The sequence below is a fragment of the Roseospira marina genome, assembly GCF_014197855.1.
GTDB classification, from domain to species: Bacteria; Pseudomonadota; Alphaproteobacteria; order Rhodospirillales; family Rhodospirillaceae; genus Rhodospira; species Rhodospira marina.
Genome location: NZ_JACIGJ010000003.1, coordinates 25,571 through 45,602, shown reverse-complemented (window position 1 = coordinate 45,602; position 20,032 = coordinate 25,571). Strand labels below are relative to the sequence as shown.

The following is a 20,032-nucleotide window of genomic DNA, read 5'->3' as shown; positions in this document are numbered from 1 at the left end:
TTACTCCGCGTGGCTGGCGCGCCCGGCCAGGACGGGCGGTTGCTCGAAGGTGTGGGCCGGCGGCGGGGAACTCAGCGTCCACTCCAGGGTGGTCGCGCCCGGACCCCATGGGTTGGCGGCGACCCGGCGGCCGGCGATGAAGGCGTGCAGCACCACCACCAGGAACATGACCGCCGAGCCCATGGCGATGACGGCGCCGATCGACGAGATCATGTTCCAGCCGGCATAGGCGTCGGGGTAGTCCGGGATGCGGCGCGGCATGCCGGCGATGCCGGCGAAGTGCATGGGGAAGAACGTCAGGTTCACCCCGATGAAGGTCATCCAGAAATGGATCCGGCCCAGGGTCTCGCTGTACTGCCGGCCGGACATCTTGCCGAACCAGTAATAGAACCCGGCGAACATGCCGAACACGGCCCCCAACGACAGCACGTAGTGGAAGTGCGCCACCACGTAGTAGGTGTCGTGCAGCGAGATATCGACGCCCGCGTTGGCCAGGACGACCCCGGTCACGCCGCCGATCGTGAACAGGAACACGAAGCCCACGGCGAACAGCATCGGCGTCGTGAAGCGGATCGACCCGCCCCACATGGTCGCGATCCAGGAGAAGATCTTCACCCCCGTCGGCACGGCAATGGCCATCGTCGCGGCGATGAAGTAGGCGCGCGTGTCGACGTCCAGACCCACCGTGTACATGTGATGCGCCCAGACCACGAAGCCGATCAGGCCGATCAGCACCATGGCGTAGGCCATCGCGAGATAGCCGAACACCGGCTTGTTGGAGAACGTCGAGATCACATGGCTGACGATCCCGAACGCCGGCAGGATCATGATGTAGACCTCGGGGTGGCCGAAGAACCAGAACAGGTGCTGATACAGCACCGGGTCGCCGCCGCCGGCCGGCGCGAAGAAGCTGGTGCCGAAATTGCGGTCGGTCAGCAGCATGGTCAGGGCGCCCGCCAGCACCGGCAGGGCCATCAGCAGCAGGAACGCCGTCACCAGGATGGACCACGCGAACAGCGGCATCCGGTGCATGCCCATGCCCGGCGCGCGCATATTGATGATGGTGACGAGGAAGTTGATGGCCCCCAGGATCGACGACACACCCGCGATGTGCAGGCTCAGGATGGCGAAATCCACGGAGGCGTCGGGGTGGCTCGCAGCACTGGACAGCGGCGGGTAGAGCGTCCAGCCGGTCCCCGCACCAAACCCCGACAGTTGCGACAGCACCAACAGCGCGAAGGAGGACGGCAGCAGCCAGAAACTGATGTTGTTCATGCGCGGGAACGCCATGTCGGGCGCCCCGATCATCAACGGCACGAACCAGTTGCCGAATCCGCCGATCAGCGCGGGCATGACCATGAAGAAGATCATGATGAGTCCGTGCGCGGTCACGAACACGTTGTATTGCTGGTAGTTGTCGTTGAAGTACTGGATGCCGGGCTCGGCCAGCTCCAGACGGATGATGAGGGACATGCCCGCGCCCACGAGGCCGGCGATCACGGCGAACACGAGGTACATCGTTCCGATGTCCTTGTGGTTCGTGGAGAACAGCCAGCGGGACAGCCCGTAGGGCCGGTCGTGGTTGTGATCCCCGTGATCGGCGTGCGGGTGGGCCTCGGCGCCGGCGGTCGCGGCGTGTGCGGACGTGTCGGAGTTCATCGGCGGGGCGTCCCTTTGCTGTGCAGGTCCCTGTTTGGGTCAGCTTTTTTTGGTCAGCCTTTTTTGGGGGCGGGCGTCGGTGGAGGGGGGCGTCTGGGGGTGGCTAGTCGGCGGCGTCGGCGACCGAAACGGGCTCGCTCTCGCGAGCCGGCGGTGGAGGGTCGACGCGGGCGAAGTTCTCCTGGGCGTCCGCGAGCCAGGCCTGGAACTCCTCGTCCGGCACGGCGCGCACCGCGATGGGCATGAAGCCGTGGTTTACGCCGCACAGTTCGGAGCATTGGCCGTAGTACGTGCCCGGCTGTTCGATCTGCATCCAGCTTTCGCTGATGCGACCGGGGATGGAGTCGTTCTTGATGCCCAGCGCCGGCACCGCCCAACTGTGAATCACGTCGTCGGAGGTGAACAGCAACCGCACGGTCGCACCCACGGGCACCACGACGTGCTCGTCAACAGCCAGCAGGCGGGGCTCGTCGCCTTCCAGCTCCTCCGGGTACTTCATCCAGGAATCAAAGGTGAAGTTACCGTGATCCGGATACTCGTAGGACCAGTACCATTGATGGCCGATGACCTTGACGGTGAAGTCGGCCTCCTCTGTGCTGTCCATGAAGTACAGAAGCTTGAACGACGGCATCGCCACGGCCACCAGGATCGCCACCGGGATCAGTGTCCAAGCCACTTCCAGCGGGGTGTTGTGCGACCACGTGGAGGGTTCGGGGTTGCGGCTGTGGTGGAATCGCCACAGCACGAACCCCAACGCACCCATGACCGCCACGCAGACGCCGAGCATCAGCCAGTTGAGGTAGGCGTGCAGGTCCGTGATCAGGTGCATGGTCGGCGTGGCGGCCGGCTGGGACCACATCTGCCAGGGTTCGGGCTGGGCCGCGAGCGCCGCAGCGCAGGGCAGGCCGAGGATCAGCAGGGCGACGGTTCCAATGTGGGTGCCGATCCAACCGGTGCGCCGGACGGTCCGCGCGCAAACAGGGGCCGGGCGAACATCGGGCATGGCAGACGCATTCCTGTCGGTTTCGATGTTTTGGGCCTCGGGTGCGCACCCTGCGGCAGGCATCCGGGGCCGGCTCCGGTGGGTGAGGTCCGGTAGTAGACCAGCCACGCCACGCGGTTATCATGACCAAACTGTTAGAAACCGACAAGGGGGATCGGGAAAATTCATGGTTTCAGAACGCGCGGTATCGGGGTGTTTTGGGCGCGTGTGATGGTCTGAAAGTCGCCTCTTCTCGTGTCGGTAACGTTTCTTTATCGGCGGTGATGTGCGAAGCGTGCCTGGTTTTAAGTGGGTGGGCAGGGGGTTACGCGAGGGCCCGGCCATGTGGGTAGCGCGGCGGGTGGGGCATACTACTCGTCAGGGGAGGGGCGGCGTCGATGGACGCGCGGTGGCCGGTGTTTTGGAAGCCTCAGGGTGGTGGTCGGACGATCCAGTGTGAGGCGTCGTGCTCGGGCGCATCGGGTTGCGAAAGCATTTGTTTAGAGTCGCATGCCACACTGCCCGCCAGGGGAAGAGGCGGGGTAAGCACATCCCGGTCCGGGCGCGAACGCGCCGGGCCGTCTTGAGGTATGAGGGAGAGCGCGCGTATGCCCGTCCGCCGATCCGATAGTGGGTCCGCCGAGGCCCCGGCGCGGCCGTCTCAGACGTAGGAGCGGTCCATGCGCGGAATCGAACGCGGGTTCCCAAGCCGCCGGCCCGTTGGCGGGGTGCGGTTCGGGGCGGACGCCCGGGCAACGTCGCCCGGCACGCTGCCTGGGACATCCTTGGGCTTGGCCTTGCGGGCGCCGAAGGGCGGTGCGACGGGGCGATGCGATGGCGATTTGACCGGTTGGGCGGCCGCGCCGGTCGCGCGGGGCTCGCTGGCGCTCTTCCTGGCCCTCTACCTCCTGTTGCTGGCCTTCTTCATCATGCTGATGGCGTTGTCGAGCCTGGAGGGGCAGCGGGCACGGGCGGTCATGGAGAGCCTGACCGTGACGTTCTCCCATCCGCAGGAAACGACGGATGTCGTCGCCGACATGCCGATGGATGACCTGGACGGTAATGCCCGGGCGGCGGAGGCGTTCATTGCGCTGGTCACGGACCTGTTCGACGCGGCGTTACCGACGGTGCGGGTGCGGCATCTGGTGGCCGGGCGCTCGATTGAGGTGATGATGCGGGGCGACAGCCTGTTCGAGCCGGAGGCGGCCACACTGCGCCCGGCCCAGGTGCTGATGCTGGATGAACTCGTCGCGGCCCTGTCGGCACCGCCGGATGGCCTGCGGTTCGAGATGGCGGCGGTGGTGCAGACGGGCGCGGGTATGCCCGAGGCGGAAGCCGATCCGTCGCTGTCCGCGGGGGGGGCCTCCGGGCCTGATGCCCGGGATGGCTTCGGCGTCGGGAGCGTCGACGACCGCGGCGCGTTCGTGCCCCTTCCCGTTGCGCCGGACGCCCTGGCCCTGCAACGCGCTGCGGCTCTGGGGCGCGTGATGACGGCGCGGGGGGCCGTGCCGGGCAGCGTGCTCGTGGGGCTTTCATCGGGCGATCCGGCGTGGCTGCGGCTGACGTTCCGCGCCGTCGACGTCACCCGGTGGGATCCCGATTTCCGGGATATTCCGGCGGACGCCATCCCGGTGGACGAGCCCGACCCTGATCCAAATGCAACACCGGCGAGTGTCGCGCCGTCGTTTCAGGGCGGCGCACCGGGTGAAACCGGGTTTCGGGCTGCCCAACCGGGGGCCGCAAGTGCTAGAGTTTCCACAAATGATACGACCTCGCCGCCGGCTGCGGATTCCGAGTCCCCGGCCGCGCCGCAACGGACACAGCCATGATCGGTACCCGACGCGAAGACGGGTCTTCTATTGGAACGGCCTGGATGGTGACCTTCAGTGACCTTGTGGTCCTGATGCTGGCGTTCTTTGTTCTGCTGTTCTCCATGTCCGCGTTCAAGCTGGAAGCGTTCGAACGCTTGACCCAATCCCTGAGCGCGACGTTCAGTCCGTCGACCACGATCGCGCGGGAACCCGAGGCCGGCGAGCCGGGCGTCCTCGGCATCATGCGGCCGCGCGGGCAGAGCCTCGGTTACCTCGCCGGGGTGCTGGACTCTGTGTTCGACCGGGACGAGCGGTTCGCGGGAACGCTGGTCCAGCGGCTCGATGATCGGCTTGTCGTGCTTCTGCCGGCGGACCTGCTGTTCGAACCGGGCGGCGCGGCCATTGCGGCCGAGGCCCGGCCGGTGGTCACCGAACTGGGTAGCCTGTTGGCCAATCTTCGCAATCGGATCGCCCTGTCAGGCCATGCCGACCCGCGTCCGGTGGCGCCGGGCAACCCGTATCCCGACAATTGGGCGTTGTCCCTGGCGCGCGCGGCGGCGGTCGCGAACGGTCTGCGTCGGGCCGGCTTCGCCCGCCCGTTGGAGGTCTGGGGCCACGCCGACACGCGCTTTGCGGCGCTCGACTCGGTGCCCGAGGCGGAGCGCACGCGTCTGGCGCGCCGTGTCGATCTTGTTATCCTGCCGGACCGGGCCGAGGACGAGCTGCCATGATCCGTGACGTCCGGTCCCTGGGGCTGACCCTTCTTCTGGCGCTGGTGTGCGCCGCAACCCTGCTGACACGAGCCGCTCCCGCCTGGGCCGCCGAGGTGTCCGCCGCCGCCCATGACGGCTATGGGCGGATGGTGTTCCGGTGGGACGATCCGGTGCGCTATACGGTCGAGATCCGCAACGGCAACCTCGTGGCGGCCTTCGATGCCCCCATTCCAAACAGTGTGGCGAGCGTGCCGGGACGGTTGCCCGCCTATGTCGATACCGTGCGGGTCTCCCCGGACCGGCGCACCGTCACCCTGCCGCTGAAGGGCGACTTCACGCTGAACGTCTTCACGCTGAACAGCAGCGTGGTCGTGGACCTGAGGGGTGGCCCGGACCTGGACCCCACGCCCGCAGCCACGGCGACCCCGGCCGCGCCGGAGAGCATCCGTGTGCGTACGGGCAGCCACGACGGCTACCAACGCATCGTGTTTGATTGGCCGCGTCCGGTCGACCACACCCTGTCGCGCGACGGGCGGACGGTGACGCTGCGTTTCGACCGGCCGGCCCGTCTGGGCGTGGACGCGATCCAGGGCGATCTTCCAGCCGGGTTCGGCACGCTGACCAGCCGGATCGACGGTGATACCAGCGTGGCGGCCCTGACCATTCCACCGGGTGCCGAGCCCCGGGTGTTCACGTCGGGTCCCAAGGTCGTGCTGGACGTGACGACGCCGTCCGGCCCGGAGCCCAGGCCGGCCGCGCAGGCGCCCGAGCCGCCGCAGCGGCCGGCGGAACCGGAACAGACGGCCGAGGCCCCGGGTGCCCCGGAGAGCCCCGCGCCGTCGGTGCCGGATACCGCCGAGGCCACGCCACCGGCCGAAGGGGCTGGGGACGGCGGAACGGGAACCCTGACGCCCGAAGAATCCGTGCCGGATCCTTTCATCGGACCCACGGACGGAGAGGTCTCCATCCTTCAGCCCGGTCCTGAGGACGCCTCGGGGGCCGATGGGGTGGACCGCACACCCAACCCGGCCGCCATGGATGCCGTGGCGGAGGGTGGCCCTGCCCTGGCGCCCGGCGCCGAGGACGCCGCCGCGGATCGTCTCACGCAAGGACCCGGTGGGGGCGATGAGGCGGCCTCCCCAAGGGGCTCTGGCGGAGGTCAGGTGGTTAGCCTCGGGTTCTCGTGGGATCAGCCGACCGCCGCCGCCGTGTTCCGACGCGCGGGCTATCTGTGGGTCGTGTTTGATCGCTTCCAGGAGGTGGACCTGGGTCTGCTGCGCCGGCTTGGCGTCGGGGTCGTGCGCTCGGTCGAGCAGGTGCGGATTGGGCCGAACTCGACCCTGGTGCGGATGACCACCGCGCCCGGCTATAATCCCAGCCTGCGCCGCGACGGTCTGCTGTGGGTGGTCGACCTGATGCAGCAGCCGATGCGCCCCGAGCATCCGATCAACGTGCAGCCGCAGGTGCGCTCGCCGGTCGGCCCCCGCCTGCTTCTGCCGGTGATCGAAGGCGGTCGCGTCGTGCCGGTGCGGGATCCGGAACTGGGCGATCAGTTTTTCGTCCTGCCCCTGATCCAACTCGGACACGGAGTGTTTCCGGAGCGGACCTTCCCTGAGGTGACGCTGCCCGTGACCGCCCAGGGGGCCGTGGTGATTCCGCGCTCCGACCGGATCGAGGTGCGCTCCAGCCGCAGTGGCGCCGAGATTACGGCCGACGGCGGTTTGACCCTGTCGCCGGAGGACAACCGTTTGCAAACGCTGGCGACCCTGGGCGAGGGGGCGCTGCAGGAGGTCTTCGACATTCCGGGCTGGCGCCGCGAGGACGACGCCACGTCGTTCGACGATGTGCGCAAGGATCTGCAATACGCCGTGGCGATGGCGCCCGCCAGCCGCCGGGGACCGGCCCGCCTGGAACTGGCGCGCTTCTACTTCGCGAACGGTTATGCGCCGGAGGCGTTGGGCGTGCTGCGCGCCATCGCCGAGGAGCAGGTGGAGATGGTTGGGACGCCGGCGTTCCGCGCGCTGCGCGGGGCGACGCAGTTCCTGATGCATCGCGACCGCGAGGCCGTGGACGATCTCAGTCATCCCAGCCTCGTCGACGTCGACGAGGCGGCGTTTTGGCGCGCCGCCGCCCAGTCCCGGCTGGGGCAGGCCGGCTTGCAGGCGGCGATCCTGGAGGCGTCCGGCGGCGTGCTGGAGAACTATCCGCCGGACGTGCGCATTCCGCTGGCGCTGGTCGCTGCCGATGCCGCCATCAAGGCCGGCGACGATCTGGCCGCGAACACCTTCCTGGAATCGGCCCGCGATCCGGAGTTCAACACCACCCACGATGAAGCGGCCATTCATTATCTGGAGGGCAATCTGTTCGCCAGCGCGGGCGCGTTCGAGGCCGCCATCGCGGCCTGGAAGGAGGCTGAGATCGGCCAGAGCCGGCGCCATGCCGCGCTGGCCACCAAGGCGCGCCTCGATATGGAACACCGGCTCGACCTGATCGGCACCGACGAACTGATCGCCGGGCTGGAGGGGCTGCGCTTCGCGTGGCGCGGCGGCGACTTCGAATACGACCTGCTGCGCGAACTGGGCGATCTGTATCTGGACGAGGACCGCTACGGCGACGCCCTGCGCACCCTGCGCCTCGCGGCGTCGTACTTCGAGGACCGGCCGGGGTCGGAGGAACTGACGGAACGCATGCGCACCGTCTTCGACACCCTGTTTCTGGATGGGGCCGCCAACGACATGCCGCCGCTGACCGCCATCGCGTTGTTCGACGAATTCCGCGAACTGACGCCGACCGGGAACCGGGGCGACGAGATGATCCGCCGTCTGGCCGACCGGCTGGTGTCGGTGGATCTGCTCGATCCGGCGGCGGCGCTGCTGGAGCGCCAGATCCGCTACCGCCTGCGCGGTCTGGACCGCACCCGGGTGGGGGCGCGGCTGGCGCTGGTCTACCTGCTGAACCGGCAGCCGAGCAACGCGCTGGACGCTCTCGACAAGACGCGGTTCGCACCCTTGCCGGAGACTCTGGAACGCCAGCGCCGTCATCTGCGGGCGCGGGCGCTCGCCGACACCGACAATGTCCCGGCCGCGATTTCCCTGCTGGAGAACGACTCCAGCGAGGACGCCCGGGTGCTGCGCGCCGATATCCACTGGCGCGACCAGAACTGGGCCGAGGCCGCGCGCGCCCTGGCGGAGCTGGTGCCGCCGCCGCCAAGTGGGGACGAGACCCTGGCCGAGAAGGACGCCTTCCGCCTGATCGACTGGGCGACCGCCCTGACGCTGGCGGGCGACGAGACCGGGGCATCCCTGCTGCGCCAGCGCTACCTCGACGCGCTGGATGGCACGCCGTTCCGGGATGCGTTCGATCTGGTGACGGCCACGCCGGAGGCGGGTCTGATCGATATCGCGTCCGTCGGCGGCAAGATCCGGCAAGCGGAGAAGTTCCGCAGTTACCTGACGGCCTACCGGGACCGCCTGCGCGAGGACCGCCTCAGCGCGATCAACTGAGGGCAGGCGGGGCCGCCGCCCCGCCGTCCCGATCGCCGACCGACCAGGTGCCGGACGCAGGGCCCTTATGAGGGCGCCCGCTTGACGCCGAGTTGCGCGCCCGAAGGGGACCCGACAGCGAGTCCCATTCTGGCGCGATGCGCGTCGGCTGCGAAGGCCGTTCTTTTTTCGGACATTTCGTTTATCGTGTGTGAGCGGCCGGGCGAAGGGGACGCCTGGGGCGGCCGATGGTCCGCTCGCGCGCGATCCCGCACAATCCCATAAACGGAGAACGCCACGGCGCACAGGGGGCGGGGGAACCGTGGGGAGGGACGATGAACGTCACCGAAGGCGCGCTTGTGGAGCGGCTGCCGATCGCCACGTTCGTCATCGACCGCGATCATCGCATTGCCCACTGGAACGACGCGCTGGCGGACCTGACCGGGGTTCCCGCCGCCGCCATGATCGGTACGCGCGATCAATGGGCGCCGTTCTATCCGTACGAACGGCCCCTGATGGCGGATCTGGTCGTGGCCGGTGCGTGCCAGGCGGACATCGAGGCGTACTACCCCGACCAGTCCGTCCGTGCGGTGTTCCAGGGCGGGTACGAGGCCGAGGACTACTTTCCGGACCTGGGCAAGGGGCCGCGCTGGCTGCATTTCACCGCCGTGCCGCTGCTGGACTCCGACGGCGTCTGCGCGGGCGCCATTCAAACTCTGGTCGACGTCACCGGCCGGCGCGCGATGGAAACCGAGCGGCTGGCCAGCCAACGCCAGCTCACGGAGATCATCGAGGGCAATCCGGTGCCAACCTTCGTGATCGACGCGGACCACCGTGTCACGCACTGGAACCGCGCCTGCGAAGTGGTGATGGGGATTCCGGCCGCGACCATGATCGGGACCAAGGACCAATGGCGCGCGTTTTATCCGGAGCCCAGGCCGGTCATGGCCGACTTGATTCTGGCGCGCTCCAAGGGGGCCGAGTACCAGAAGTACTACAAGCACTATCGCGAATCGTCATTCATTGACGGCGCGTTCGAGGCCGAGGGCTTCTTTCCGCATTTTCCGCGCGGCGGCCGGTGGCTGGCGTTCACCGCGGCGCCACTGCACGGCGTTGACGGCGCGATCATCGGGGCCATTGAAACGCTCCAGGACACGACGGAGCGCAAGCGGGCCGAGGTCGCCTATGCCGAAAGCCAGCGCCAACTCGCGGAGGAAAAGTACCGGGTTTTGTTCGACGAGATGATCAACGCCCTGGCGGTCTACGAGATCGTGGCCGACGATGCGGGCTGTCCGATCGATTTCCGCTATCTGATCGTCAATCCGGCGTTCGAGGCCATGACCGGGTTATCCGGCGATGGTCTCCAGGGGCGGACCTTCCGGGAGATCAATCCGCCCGGAATCGTCTCGCGCGTATTCGAACGGTTCGCGCGGGTGGCGCTGACGGGTCAGCCCGATTCCTTCGAGATCAGCACGCAAGGTGACGGGCATCACTTCGATATCCGCGCGTTCCGGCCCACCGAGGGCGAGCTTGCCGTCACCGTCCAGGATGTCAGCGCCCGAAGGCAGGCGGAGGTGCGCCTGCAACTGCTGGCGAGTGTGTTCGAACATACGCAGGAAGGCATCATCATCACCAACCCCGACAGCGAAATGATCGAGGTCAACGACTCGTTTCTGCGCATCAGTGGCTACAGCCGCGAGGAGTTGATCGGCCGGCGACCCAACCTTTTGCAATCTGGACAGCACGGTCCGGAGTTCTACAACGCTATGTGGATGGCGCTGATGGAGGAGGGGTTGTGGCGGGGCGAGGTCTGGAACCGGCGCAAGACCGGCGAGATCTACCCGCAGCATCTGACCATCTCGGCGGTGCTGGACGAGCATGGGCATCCGTCGCACTACGTCGGCGTGGTGGTGGATATCACCGCCATCAAGCGGCACGAAGCCGAGCTGGACCGCATCGCGCATTATGACTCGCTGACCGGCCTGCCCAATCGCGTGCTGCTCAATGACCGGTTTCGGCTCGCCATCGCCAAGGCACGACGCGAGCACACCCGGCTTGCGGTCTGCTTCCTGGACGTGGACGGGTTCAAGCCGGTCAACGATTCGTATGGGCACGGCGCCGGCGACATGCTGCTGATCGAACTGGCGGAGCGGTTCCTGCTCGAGCTGCGCGGTGATGACACGGTGGCCCGGCTGGGCGGGGACGAGTTCATCATCCTGCTGGCGGATCTGCGGACCGAGGACGACTGTATCCAGATACTGGACCGCATCCTGGCCACCGTCAGCCGGCCATTCGCGGTCGCCGGCCATCCGGTCTCGGTGACGGCCAGCATCGGGGTCACCCTATTCCCGACCCGGGCCACGGACATCGATACCCTGATGCGGCAGGCCGACCAGGCGATGTACAAATCCAAGCAGACCGGCAAGAACAGCTACTTCTTTTACGACGACAACCAGGACGCGGTCGCCATCGAACACCATCGGATGGTGCACCGCTTCCGCCAGGCGCTGGCCGAGCGCGAACTGGTGTTGCACTACCAGCCGAAGGTCAACATGCGCTCGGGGCGCATCATGGGGGCCGAGGCCCTGATCCGCTGGCACCATCCCGAGCGCGGGCTGCTGCCGCCGGGCGAATTCCTGCCGGCCATCGAGAATGACGCCGTCATTGAGGACCTGGGGGACTGGGTGGTGGGGGAGGCCCTGCGTCAGGTCGCGACGTGGGAGCGCGCGGGCCTCACCGTTCCGATCAGCGTGAACATTTCACCGCGCCACCTGCAAAGCCCGCGGTTCGTCGAGCGGCTGGAGCGGCACCTGCGCGACGCCGGCCGCCTGCACCAGTCCTGCCTGGAGATCGAGATCACCGAAACGGCAGCCATCCATGACCTGCGCCACATCACCCGCCTGATCGAGGAGTGCCGGGCGCTGGGGGTGCCGTCGGCCTTGGACGATTTCGGCACCGGCTATTCCTCGCTGACCTACCTGAAGCTGCTGCCGGTGCACACGCTGAAGATCGACAAGTCGTTCATCCTGGACATGGCCCGGGACGCCGAGGATCACGCGATCGTGTCTGGGGTGATCGGTTTGGCGCGGGCGTTCGATTTGATCGTCATCGCGGAGGGTGTCGAGACGACGGACCATGGGCTGCTGCTTCTGGCCCTTGGCTGCGACTTTGCGCAGGGCTATGGGATCGCGCCGCCGATGGCGGCCGACCGGTTCCTGGAGTGGGCGCGCCATTGGCGCCCCGATCCCCACTGGGCGGCCGCCGGCCCCGGGATCGCGCCTGCGGACGCCTTCCGGATGAAGGGGCGGTAGGGAACTCTGGGGCCTACCCCCGCTTCCAGGTCGTGCCCTGCGGGCCGTCCTCCAGCACGATGCCCTGGGCGGTCAATTCGTCGCGGATGGCGTCGGCGCGGGCGAAGTCCTTGGCCTGGCGCGCGGCCTTGCGCTCCGCAATCAGGCCCTCGATCGCCGCGGCGGACAGGCCGTCCGCCGGGCTGTCGCCCTGGAACCACGCATCCGGATCCAGCCCCAGAAAGCCAAGCAGCGCGCCGCCGCCCAAAAGCTCGCCCTTCAGCCGCGCCCGCTCGGTCGGGTCTGTCGCCTTGTTCAGGGCGCCCGCCGTCTCGTGCAGCAGCGCGATGGCGCGCGGCGTGTTGAGATCGTCGCACAGGGCGTCCATCAGGGCGTCCGAGGGAGTCGGCTCGCCCTCCACGGTCACGTCGGCGGCGCCGCGCACGGCGGTGTACAGACGGTCAAGCGCAGTCTTGGCCTGCCTGAGCCCGACCTCGGTCCAGTCCAGCGGTTGGTGGTAGTGCGTGGACAGCATGCACAGGCGAATGGCTTCGCCCGGCGCGCGGTCGAGCAATTCGTGCACCGTGATGAAGTTGCCCAGCGACTTGGCCATCTTCTGGCCTTCGACCATCAGGAAGCCGTTGTGCATCCAGTAGCGCGCGAAGGTGCCCTTGCCATGGGCGCAGGTGCTTTGCGCGATTTCGTTCTCATGGTGCGGAAAGATCAGGTCCAGGCCGCCGCCGTGAATGTCGAAGCTGGGGCCCAGGTGCTCGGCGCTCATGGCGGAGCATTCGATGTGCCAGCCCGGGCGGCCCCGGCCCCACGGGCTATCCCAGCCCGGCAGGTCGTCGGTCGAGGGCTTCCAGAGCACGAAGTCCGCCGGGTCGCGCTTGTAGGGCGCGACCTCCACGCGGGCACCGGCGATCATCTCGTCGTGGGAGCGGCCGGACAGGCGGCCATAGTCTCCCATCTGACCCACCGCGAACAGAACGTGCCCCTCGGCCTCATAGGCATGACCGGACGCCACGAGCCGCTCGATCATCGCGATCATCTGGCCGATGTGGGCGGTGGCGCGGGGCTCCACCGTGGGGGGCAGGGCGTTCAGCGCGGCCATATCCGCGTGGAACTGGCGCGTCGTTTCCGCCGTGATCTCACCGATGGTGCGCCCGCTGGCCTTGGCCCGCGCGTTGATCTTGTCGTCCACGTCCGTGATGTTGCGGGCGTAGGTGACGCGCGGATACAGCTGCCGCAGCAGCCGGAACAGCACGTCGAACACCAGAACGGGGCGGGCGTTGCCGATGTGCGCGCGGTCGTAGACCGTGGGACCGCAGACGTACATCCGCACATGCGCCGGGTCGAGCGGCACGAAGGGGGTCTTGGTGCGGGACAGGGTATCCTGAATGGACAGCGTCGGCGGCATGGTGGCGGATCTCTGCGCTCGGGGGATACGGCAACGAAGGCCCGGTCTTACCGCGTCCGAGCCCCGCACCGCAACGGGGGGCGCCATGGGCGGTCGTGCCACGGCATCCCCGTCACGGGGCGAAGCGGGGGCGAGGCGGGACGGCTCAGGCGCCGCGTTGTGCCATATCGGCCAAGATCAGCAGGGCCAGGGACAGGCTCAAGCCGACCAGCGCCAGGGCGACGACGATGGCCAACCCGGTCAGATAAGGCAGATTCAAGTAAATCGCGTAGCCGCAAAACGGCATGGCGACGGCGGTCAGCAGGGCCACGATCCGGGCCAGTCGAAGGGTGCCGGGCGAGGACGATGGGCGGGCCGGGCTATCTGCAGCGGCCCCGTGATTTGGGTGATGAGGCATTCTGAGGTGAATCCGTCTCGGTCGTGGGGGCGGGGGCGAGATGGGGTACCGGAGGAATTCGTTCGGAACCGTTCAGTTCGCGCTAGGCAAGCCCATGGATCTCCAGTTTCTGGCGACGGTCTTTTTGCATGGCGAGATCGCCGTTGATGTACTTGTCTTTAAACACCGCCGACGCCTCGGCCGTGGTCGCCGTATAGATCTTCCGAGACAGACCGCTGCCCGGCTTGCGGTTCCAGGTCGTGACGATCCATTCGTTCGAAAAAAAGCCGTCCTTGGGCCGGAAGGATACACAACGACAGGCGCTCGTCGTCCCTTTCGGGATGGCGAAAATACGCATGGCCTGAATGGCGGGATTTGTGTAGCCGGTGCTTGTAAGGGTGGGGGTGGCTGGGTTCTCCCAATCCTCACGGTGAAGAAAGAAGTATTCCTCCGCGGCGCGCGACGCAACGACATAGTCATTTTGCCGTGCCGCCGTTTTCATGTCGCTGCGCAGGCGCTCAAAGCCTTTCTCGTCACTTGCGTAGTCGGTTCCGATCTGCCCGATGGTGATCGTGACTCCGAGAATTGTGGCGATTGCCGCCGCTGCGGCAAGGGGTATCGGCATCTCAGGCTCCTTCATCCCAGAGATCAGCGTTTGATGCTAGCGGGCGTGTCGGTTCGGTCAAACCATAGATTTCGGGCCGTCTCTCCGCGTTTGCACGGGGATGCGAGGCTTTGGCGACGTGTGTCCTGTGTGCCGTTACGCGGGGGCGTCGGTGTCCTTGATCGGATGCAGATGGACCGCCAGCCACACACAGGCGGGATCGGCGGAGGTCCTCAACACCCGGTGCGGCGTGTGGGCGGGCAGGAACAGGGTATCCCCGGTCTGCAACGGGATCTCCGTGCCGTCCACCCAGAGCGTCGCCGTGCCCTGAAGCAGCGCCACCCATTCGTCCTGCGGCTGGTCGTAGAGCGTGCTGTCCGGGCGGTCGCTGCTGATGATGCGCTCGACATGCAGCGGCCCGCGCCGCAGCAGGGTTTCGACCCGTTCGCCGGTCTCCGGCGGGAGCGCGTCCTGGAACAGGTTGGCCGAGCGCAGGGCGCTCGCTTTCAACCCGTCGCGCCCGCTCGGCCCGGTCATTTGGTGCCGAACAGGCGGTCGCCCGCGTCGCCCAGGCCGGGCACGATGTAGGCGTGCTCGTTCAGGCAGTCGTCCAGGGCGGCGGTGTAGATCGGGACGGTGGGGTGCGACTCCTGCACGACGCGCACGCCCTCCGGCGCCGCGACCAGCACCATGACGCGGATGCGAGAGTCGGGCACACCGTTGGCATTCAGGATGTCCAGGGCATGGGTGGTCGAATTGCCCGTCGCCAGCATGGGGTCCGTCACCAGGAAGAGGCGCCCGTCCACCGGCGGCAACTTCACGAGGTACTCGACGGGCTGGTGAGTCTCCGGGTCGCGGTACAGGCCGATATGCCCGATCCGCGCCGAGGGCATCAGGTCCAGAAGGCCGTCGGCCATGCCGGTGCCGGCCCGCAGGATGGGCACCACCGCGATCTTCTTGCCGGCGATCATCGGTGCGGCCGGCATGGCGGTGACCGGTGTTTCGATCGGGCCATGCTCCAGGGGCAAATCGCGGGTAATCTCATAGCCCATCAGCAGCGCGATCTCCCGCAGCAGGTTGCGGAAGGTGCGGGTCGACGTGTCGGTGCGCCGCATGAGGGTCAGTTTGTGCTGGATCAGCGGATGATCCAGGATCGACAGGGTCGGAAAGGCGGGGTCGGTCTTCATGGTAAGGCTCTCCGGAACTACGCGCGTGTCGGTGCCTGCGCCGCCCTGTCCGCCGCCCCGTCTGCTGCCGCGCGGCGCAGGCGGTCGAGGGCGCGGGCGCGGCCGATAAGGGGGAGCAGGGCGGCCAGCTCAGGTCCCTTGGGCTGCCCGGTCAGGGCCAGACGCAGCGGCATGAACAGGCCCTTGCCCTTGCGGCCGGTGGCGGCCTTCAACGCGCCGGTCCAGGTGGACCACGTCGCGGCGTCCCAGGGCTCTTCCGGCAGGGCCTCGGCGGCGGTGCGCAGGAACCCGGCGTCGGTGGCGGCATCGGCGCGCGGCACGACGTCACCGAAGGCGACCGCGTGCCACTCCGCCACATCGGCGAAACGCTCCAGGTTCCCGCGCACGGCGTCCCAGAACGCCGGGCCGCCGTCCGCCTTCAGCGCGGCCAGCCGCGGCTTGGCGGCGTCGTAGTCCAGGCCGTGCAGCAGCCGGGCGTTCAGGCGCGCGAGGTCGGCCGGATCGAACTTGGGCGCCGCCCGCCCGAAATGCCCGAGGTCGAAGGTGTCGGCCAGGGCGTCCAGTGTGGTGACGGGGGCCACGTCGTCCGAGGTGCCCAGGCGGGCCAGCAGGGCGTTGACGGCCATCGGTTCCAGGCCGTCGGAGCGCAGGTCCGCCACGGACACGCTGCCCAACCGCTTGGACAGGCCGCCGCCGCCGACGTCGGTCATCAGCGACAGATGCGCGAAGGTCGGGGGCGTGCCGCCCAGCAGGCGGCAGAGTTGAATCTGCACCGCCGTGTTGACCACATGGTCCTCGCCCCGGATGACATGGGTGATGGCCATGTCGATGTCGTCCACCACCGACGGCAAGGTGTAGAGCAGTGTACCGTCCGCCCGCACAAGAACGGGGTCGGACAGGTGGGCCGATTCGTAGTGGCAGGCGCCCCGCACGAGGTCGTCCCAGCGGATATCCTCGTGATCCAGGCGGAAGCGCCAGTGCGGGTGGCGGCCCTCGGCCTCCAGCCGGGCGCGCTCGGCGTCGGTCAGGGTGAGGCCGGCGCGGTCGTAGATCGGCGGCTGGCCGCGCGCGCGCTGGCGGCGGCGCTTGTACTCCAGCTCCTCCGGCGTCTCATAGCAGGCGTACAGCCGCCCCTCGGCCTTGAGGGTCTCCACCACGGCGGCGTGACGGTCGGCCCGTTCGGACTGGAACGCTTCCTCATCCCAGGTCAGGCCCAGCCAGCGCAGGTCGTCGCGAATGCCGGTGACGTACTCGGGGCGCGATCGCTCGGTGTCGGTGTCGTCGAAGCGCAGCACGAAGGCGCCCCCGGCCTTGCGTGCGAACAGCCAATTGACCAAGCCGGTCCGGATGTTGCCGACATGGAGATGGCCGGTGGGGCTGGGCGCGAAACGGACACGGGCGGCGGACATGGCGGGTCTCGGTTACGGTCACGGAGGCCCGGGTTGTCGCACGGACGGCCGCGCGATGCCAGACTCAGCCCATACCCCTGCGGTGACTTAAGCCGCGCCCAGGCGCACCGGCTGGCGTTGGCGGCCCCAGGCGCCGGGTGGACCGTCGAACACACCCGCGAGGCGGGTGCCGCAACTCCGGCAATGCCCGGTGTCGTCCAGGTGCCAGTCGCGCAGCTCGTACCAATCCCGTTCGATGACCCGCGCCCCGCAGCCGGGGCAGTGGGTGCTGCCGCCGTCCACGTCGTGAACGTTGCCGGTGTAGACGTGCCGCAGTCCCGCCGCCTTGGCGATAGCCCGCGCCCGCGACAGCGTGGCGGGCGGCGTCGGTGGCAGGTCGCGCATCTTGTGGTCCGGGTGAAAGGCGGAGAAGTGCAGCGGCACGTCCGGCCCCAAGGCCTCCGCCACCCAGTCGGCGAGCGCCTTGAGTTCATCGTCGCCGTCGTTCTGGGTCGGGATCAGCAGCGTCGTGATCTCCACCCACACGGCGGTGTCGTGGACGAGGTAGCGCAGGGTGTCCAGCACCGGCGCCAGATGGGCGCTGGAAAGCTGGTGATAGAAGCCCTCCGTGAACGCCTTCAGGTCCACGTTGGCGGCGTCCATGGGGGCGAAGAAGTCGGCGCGCGCCGCCGGCTCGATGTAGCCGGCCGTCACCGCCACGGACTTCAGGCCCCGCTCCCGGCAGGCGGCGGCGGTGTCGACGGCGTATTCCAGGAAGATCACCGGGTCGTTGTAGGTGAAGGCGACCGACCGGCAGGCCTGGGCCGCCGCGACCGACGCAATGCGGTCCGGCGTGGCGGGGGCGTTCAGGCGTTCCCACTGCCGGGCCTTGCTGATCTCCCAGTTCTGGCAGAACTTGCAGGTCAGGTTGCAGCCGGCGGTGCCGAACGACAGGATCGGTGTCCCAGGCAGGAAGTGGTTGAGCGGCTTCTTCTCGATCGGATCGATGCAGAACCCGGAGGAGCGGCCGTAGGTCGTCAGGACCAGGGCGCCGTCCTGCACGCCGCGCACGAAGCACAGGCCGCGCCCGCCCTCCGGGATGCGGCAGCGGCGCGGGCACACCCGGCATTCGATGCGCCCGTCGTCCAGGCGCATTCCGTGGCGCCCCGGGTGGGCAATCGGGAAGCGTTCGGCCGACGGTGTTCGCGCCGGGGCGGGGGCCGGATCGCGCGGGATCGATTCGCAGGTCATGGTAGGGCCGGACCCTCCGCGTCGCTGTGGTGGTCCATCGCATCATGATGACCGCTCACGGCGCGTCCGAAAAGGGACGATCCATCCGGGCCCGCGCTCATGTCCGGCGCCACCGTCATCGGCCGAGGCGGCGCCAGCCCCGGGCCAGGATCCGCAGCGTTCCCGGTCCATCCAGCCGCGCCAGGGTGACCAGATCGGTCAAGCGGCGCTCCAGGGCGTCGCCGTCTTGGCCGAGGAGCAGATCGGATGGGCGAAAGGCCCCTTGGGGCCCGTCACCGGGCCCCTCGGACCCGGTGCCGATGAGGCGCATGCGGCCTGCCACAACGGACGCCAACGCCCTGTGGCGCGGGTGGCGTCCCAGGCTGACCGTCAGAAGAACGCCCGCGAACCCCTTTTCCATCAGGGTGGGCGTCTGTGGGCGACTCGTACCGGGTGCGGTGGCTGGGCGCCGCGGCGGTTGCGGGCGAGGGGGCTCGGACTGCGGCACAGCGGGGGGCGTCCGCTCGCTCCGTTCATTGCGCAACAGCACGGAGCCGGCGAGCACGGCGTTTTCGATGTGCAGCCCGGCGCCGACATGCGTGTTCGGCAGGACGACGCTGTCCCGGATCACGGTATCGGGGCCGATCACGCAGCCCTCGGAGATCGAGACCCGGCCGGTCAGCACGGCATCACCGTCAACGAGGGTGAACGCGCCGATGTGAATGGAGCCGTTTTGTGTGCCCTGGTTGCGTGGCTTGACGGGGTCTGCGTTGGGCGTGGGGCCGGTTGCCGGGGGCGCGTCGAGCGCGAGTCCTCCCAAATGACCGGACAGGGTCCGCATGTTGGCGGTGTGGTAGTCCGCCAGCGTGCGGACGGGCAGCGCATCGCCGGACAGGTCCAGCGGCATGTCCGATGCCCCGTGGGGCGTTCCCGCCGTGCTGGGCGGGATCAGATGTACCCCGAAGCGGGTGTTGAACAGCATGCTTTTCGGCGCGCTCTCCGCTGCGGCCAGGGCAGCGCGCACCGACGGGGACCGCAGAACCATGGCGTCCAGAATCAGCGTGGGCCGCGCCATGGTCGGATCAATACGACGTCGGAGGGCCTGATTGGTCGCTCGCCGATCGGTTTGGAGCCACTCCACGGTTAGGCCCCACGCGCTGGCGTCGCCGACGGCGTCGCGGACGGATGTGTCGTCCGGCGCGATGGCGATCGCCACGGCGCTAAACCCGACGGCGGCGAGATCCTCCAGGGTGAAAAAGAGCAGCGGCTTGCCCGCGATGGGCAGGAGAGACGGCGGGACCGTCTCGGACAGGCACGCCAGGCCGGGCACGGGCCGGTCCGCGCGGATCAGCGCAAGCGCAGAAGGCCGCAGACTGTCAAGGGTGCTGGCGTACCGGGACCTCGACGCGATCGCAACCATGATGCGGTTCCCTTTTGTCTGACTCAGGGCCAACACGCGCGGGACGTCTGCCCGGATCCGACTTCAGCGGCGGCGGAGGTCGGCGTGAGCGACCGTTTGCTCGACCGATGGTTCGGACCTGCGGGTTCGGGGTGTTATCCGACCGTTCGGAGAAAGCAGGGATCGTGCCAGGACGGGACCAACAGACGGAGAGGCAGAGCCGGGCGCTGGGGTATGACCGGAGGCCTAGGATTTGGCGTCCCAACCGGCTCGCCCTGCGTGTGCCCCCATGGCGCGGTCTGCGGACGGGAAAGGCCGGTGTTGCAAAATGAAACCCGCAGCCGGTGCGCGGGTCGCAGATTGACACGTAGTTTGCCGCGGGACGCGCCGGGGGGGCGGGCGCATGGCGGGTCGGTCGGGGCGCTCGTCGCTCCGGTGGTGTCGGCGAGTGCATCCATTTCAGGTGGTTTGAATCGAGGTGGATCGCGGTT

General features: G+C 68.3%; 14 protein-coding genes. 4 read left to right on the top strand and 10 right to left on the bottom strand.

What is annotated here, in order from left to right; translation table 11 throughout:
* Positions 1 to 1,659: a cytochrome c oxidase subunit I gene (ctaD, locus tag GGD82_RS04705; protein WP_150061990.1), complete on the bottom strand. Its 1,659-nt coding sequence runs from the start codon at positions 1,657 to 1,659 to the stop codon at positions 1 to 3.
* Between the two features lie 103 nt (positions 1,660 to 1,762).
* Entirely contained in the window at positions 1,763 to 2,662 is a 900-nt protein-coding gene (gene coxB / locus GGD82_RS04700; protein ID WP_150061991.1) for a cytochrome c oxidase subunit II, read from the bottom strand.
* Between the two features lie 659 nt (positions 2,663 to 3,321).
* Between coxB and GGD82_RS04695 the strand changes: the two genes are divergently transcribed.
* The 4 genes from GGD82_RS04695 (at position 3,322) to GGD82_RS04680 (ending at position 11,958) form a co-directional block, all read left to right on the top strand.
* Positions 3,322 to 4,470: a hypothetical protein gene (locus GGD82_RS04695; RefSeq protein WP_150061992.1), complete on the top strand. Its 1,149-nt coding sequence runs from the start codon at positions 3,322 to 3,324 to the stop codon at positions 4,468 to 4,470.
* A complete protein-coding gene (locus GGD82_RS04690) occupies positions 4,467 to 5,183 on the top strand; it encodes an OmpA/MotB family protein (RefSeq protein ID WP_150061993.1) in 717 nt (238 codons plus the stop codon). Before GGD82_RS04695 ends, GGD82_RS04690 begins: the two co-directional genes overlap by 4 nt.
* On the top strand, positions 5,180 to 8,668 hold the full coding sequence (locus GGD82_RS04685; protein ID WP_150061994.1) for a tetratricopeptide repeat protein: 3,489 nt from the start codon (positions 5,180 to 5,182) through the stop codon (positions 8,666 to 8,668). The genes GGD82_RS04690 and GGD82_RS04685 overlap by 4 nt, the downstream gene beginning before the upstream one ends.
* 314 nt (positions 8,669 to 8,982) lie before the next feature.
* Complete coding sequence (locus GGD82_RS04680; RefSeq protein WP_170284248.1) at positions 8,983 to 11,958, top strand: EAL domain-containing protein; 2,976 nt, start codon at positions 8,983 to 8,985, stop codon at positions 11,956 to 11,958.
* Positions 11,959 to 11,971: 13 nt separating this feature from the next.
* Here GGD82_RS04680 and cysS read toward each other — a convergent pair whose 3' ends face one another.
* The 8 genes from cysS to GGD82_RS04640 form a co-directional block, all read right to left on the bottom strand.
* A complete protein-coding gene (cysS, locus tag GGD82_RS04675) occupies positions 11,972 to 13,357 on the bottom strand; it encodes a cysteine--tRNA ligase (RefSeq protein WP_150061996.1) in 1,386 nt (461 codons plus the stop codon).
* A gap of 145 nt (positions 13,358 to 13,502) precedes the next feature.
* Positions 13,503 to 13,754 (bottom strand): hypothetical protein, encoded by a 252-nt coding sequence (locus GGD82_RS04670; RefSeq protein WP_150061997.1) that lies wholly within the window; start codon positions 13,752 to 13,754, stop codon positions 13,503 to 13,505.
* 82 nt (positions 13,755 to 13,836) lie between these two features.
* Positions 13,837 to 14,358, bottom strand: coding sequence for a hypothetical protein (locus tag GGD82_RS04665; protein WP_150061998.1), 522 nt, complete (start codon positions 14,356 to 14,358; stop codon positions 13,837 to 13,839).
* Between the two features lie 135 nt (positions 14,359 to 14,493).
* On the bottom strand, positions 14,494 to 14,874 hold the full coding sequence (locus tag GGD82_RS04660; RefSeq protein ID WP_150061999.1) for a cupin domain-containing protein: 381 nt from the start codon (positions 14,872 to 14,874) through the stop codon (positions 14,494 to 14,496).
* Entirely contained in the window at positions 14,871 to 15,524 is a 654-nt protein-coding gene (upp, locus tag GGD82_RS04655) for a uracil phosphoribosyltransferase (RefSeq protein WP_150062000.1), read from the bottom strand. The genes GGD82_RS04660 and upp overlap by 4 nt, the downstream gene beginning before the upstream one ends.
* A gap of 17 nt (positions 15,525 to 15,541) precedes the next feature.
* The gene (gene gltX / locus GGD82_RS04650; RefSeq protein ID WP_150062001.1) at positions 15,542 to 16,933 is read right to left on the bottom strand and encodes a glutamate--tRNA ligase; all 1,392 of its coding nucleotides are present in this window, start codon (positions 16,931 to 16,933) and stop codon (positions 15,542 to 15,544) included.
* Positions 16,934 to 17,020: 87 nt separating this feature from the next.
* Positions 17,021 to 18,067 (bottom strand): AmmeMemoRadiSam system radical SAM enzyme, encoded by a 1,047-nt coding sequence (amrS, locus tag GGD82_RS04645; protein WP_150062041.1) that lies wholly within the window; start codon positions 18,065 to 18,067, stop codon positions 17,021 to 17,023.
* A 211-nt stretch (positions 18,068 to 18,278) separates the two neighbouring features.
* Positions 18,279 to 19,562 (bottom strand): glycosyltransferase, encoded by a 1,284-nt coding sequence (locus tag GGD82_RS04640; RefSeq protein WP_150062002.1) that lies wholly within the window; start codon positions 19,560 to 19,562, stop codon positions 18,279 to 18,281.
* Between the last annotated feature and the right edge of the window lie 470 nt (positions 19,563 to 20,032).

What these genes read in the sequence shown, in the direction of transcription:
- ctaD (WP_150061990.1), bottom strand. Translation starts at nt 1,659, where the DNA reads ATGAACTCCGACACGTCCGCACACGCCGCGACCGCCGGCGCCGAGGCC.
- coxB (WP_150061991.1), bottom strand. Translation starts at nt 2,662, where the DNA reads ATGCCCGATGTTCGCCCGGCCCCTGTTTGCGCGCGGACCGTCCGGCGC.
- GGD82_RS04695 (WP_150061992.1), top strand. Translation starts at nt 3,322, where the DNA reads ATGCGCGGAATCGAACGCGGGTTCCCAAGCCGCCGGCCCGTTGGCGGG.
- GGD82_RS04690 (WP_150061993.1), top strand. Translation starts at nt 4,467, where the DNA reads ATGATCGGTACCCGACGCGAAGACGGGTCTTCTATTGGAACGGCCTGG.
- GGD82_RS04685 (WP_150061994.1), top strand. Translation starts at nt 5,180, where the DNA reads ATGATCCGTGACGTCCGGTCCCTGGGGCTGACCCTTCTTCTGGCGCTG.
- GGD82_RS04680 (WP_170284248.1), top strand. Translation starts at nt 8,983, where the DNA reads ATGAACGTCACCGAAGGCGCGCTTGTGGAGCGGCTGCCGATCGCCACG.
- cysS (WP_150061996.1), bottom strand. Translation starts at nt 13,357, where the DNA reads ATGCCGCCGACGCTGTCCATTCAGGATACCCTGTCCCGCACCAAGACC.
- GGD82_RS04670 (WP_150061997.1), bottom strand. Translation starts at nt 13,754, where the DNA reads ATGCCTCATCACCCAAATCACGGGGCCGCTGCAGATAGCCCGGCCCGC.
- GGD82_RS04665 (WP_150061998.1), bottom strand. Translation starts at nt 14,358, where the DNA reads ATGCCGATACCCCTTGCCGCAGCGGCGGCAATCGCCACAATTCTCGGA.
- GGD82_RS04660 (WP_150061999.1), bottom strand. Translation starts at nt 14,874, where the DNA reads ATGACCGGGCCGAGCGGGCGCGACGGGTTGAAAGCGAGCGCCCTGCGC.
- upp (WP_150062000.1), bottom strand. Translation starts at nt 15,524, where the DNA reads ATGAAGACCGACCCCGCCTTTCCGACCCTGTCGATCCTGGATCATCCG.
- gltX (WP_150062001.1), bottom strand. Translation starts at nt 16,933, where the DNA reads ATGTCCGCCGCCCGTGTCCGTTTCGCGCCCAGCCCCACCGGCCATCTC.
- amrS (WP_150062041.1), bottom strand. Translation starts at nt 18,067, where the DNA reads ATGCGCCTGGACGACGGGCGCATCGAATGCCGGGTGTGCCCGCGCCGC.
- GGD82_RS04640 (WP_150062002.1), bottom strand. Translation starts at nt 19,562, where the DNA reads ATGGTTGCGATCGCGTCGAGGTCCCGGTACGCCAGCACCCTTGACAGT.